This window comes from Streptomyces sp. NPDC002884 (assembly GCF_040295245.1).
Classification (GTDB): Bacteria; Actinomycetota; Actinomycetes; order Streptomycetales; family Streptomycetaceae; genus Streptomyces.
This window is the reverse complement of sequence record NZ_JBEOVB010000100.1, coordinates 1-1,678: the sequence shown is the minus strand read 5'-3', so window position 1 is coordinate 1,678 and position 1,678 is coordinate 1. Positions and strand designations below refer to the sequence as shown.

Below are 1,678 nucleotides of genomic sequence, written 5' to 3'. Positions count from 1 at the left end.
GCGACCGATTCCAAGCCCCAGCCCCATCGCCTTCATGCGGACAAGGCGTACGACGTGCCTCACCTGCGGCGATGGTTATGGGGCAAGCGCATCGGTGTCCGCATTGCCCGCAAAGGCGTGGACTCCAGCGAACGGCTCGGCCGCCGAAGGCGGGTCATCGAACGCACCATGTCCTGGCTGACCGGCTACCGCCGCCGCAACCACCGCTACGAGCGGAAACCAGGCAACTACCTGGCCTTTCTCGGACTGGCAGCCGCCCTCTGCTGCTACAAACGGCTCCGCAAACTGACCATGTAGGACACGGTCTTACGTATGCCCGACTCTGATCTGCGAACTCCCGGCTAACGGAGACCGTGGCGACCTGCCTGTTGAGCGATGCGAGGTGTTGTGCCAGGGGGCAGGGGCGGCAAAGGCTTAAAGGCAGACTGGGTGGCGGCATAGGTGATGGGCTTAAGGGCTGCGGCCGAAGCCACGCTGCTCATGGTGCTGTAGGTGTTTGAATTCGCCAAGGGGGAGTCTGACGGAGTAGATACCGTATCGATGAGGGGGCGCCCCTCCAATTGAGCCAGGGCAGCTGAGCGGTGGACTGCAATACGACTCTCTCTGCTGTTCAGCAGCCTACTGTCCAGAAATTTTGAAGGGATGTCGTCGCTGAGGGGGGTCCTGCTGAACCGAACGGCGCTGTTTAGGTTTGGGGTCACTCGTTCATCAGGCTGAGGGGCCATCCCGTCCCGTCGCGAACGGCCGTCGCGTGCGGACCGGAACCGAGCGGCAGCCTCGGCGTCGCGTGCGGACCGGAACCGAGCGGCAGCCTCGGCGTCGCGAGCTCTGAGATCGCCAACACTGTGAGCTGCCTGCACCCGTTTGCTGTCCGAGTAAATCTCCACTTCTTTGTCCACCCGGATAACGATTTTCTGAGGCCTTGCCATGATCCACTTCCTGTCAAAGTTGCAACTCCGGACTAATAATCCAGACATAGGTAGAACGGATACGCGGATTTTTCAGTTCAACTCGCATGGCTGGCGCTCGCAGACAAGGACGACGACCAACGGGCGCTGCTTGAAGCCGACGTCCTGGACGAAGTGCCTGCCGGGCTTGGTGGACGACTTGCGGTACTGGGAAATGGTCCGCCTGCGCACCACCGCGGCCGCCGCGCGTGACGTCGAGCAGCTGCTGGCGCGGCGTGCACGGCATGTCCCCCGTTATGTCTTTCGCGGTAGCTCAAGGCCAAGTTCGGCACCGTCCTGGTGATCGTGGGCCAGCCCGCGTCCATGGGCGCCCTGCCCCTGACCGTCGCCCAGGATGCGGGCTGCCAGGTCGCTTACCTGCCCGGACCCGCGACGCGGCGGATCGCCGACCTCTACCCGGGAGAGCCGAAGACCGACGCGAAGGTCACGGTGATCGCGTACGCGGCCCGGACGATGCCCCACACCCTGCAGTCGCTGGAGCTGACCGACGTGATCACCGTCGAGCTCACGGTGCTGACCGGCTTCGACCAGGACCTCGCGGCCGAGGCGAACCGCACCAGCAACCGGATACGCGGCTCACCCAATTCCACCCCAGCCTCGAGCGCGTCCTCGGGGTGAGGTTCCCCCGAGATGCGGAGTGTGTTGACAGAGGGTCAGATGGTTCTCATGAGAGGAACATCGACCATGGCCGCCCCCAGAAAGTACTCGCT

1 protein-coding gene and 1 pseudogene are annotated in these 1,678 nt (G+C 63.7%); both read left to right on the top strand.

What is annotated here, in order from left to right; genetic code table 11:
• Positions 1–297: transposase (locus ABT070_RS46150; protein WP_351769357.1), on the top strand; the 297-nt coding region annotated here is incomplete at its 5' end.
• Positions 298–1,220: 923 nt separating this feature from the next.
• A pseudogene (locus ABT070_RS46145) lies at positions 1,221–1,603 on the top strand (IS110 family transposase); the annotation flags it as partial.
• Between the last annotated feature and the right edge of the window lie 75 nt (positions 1,604–1,678).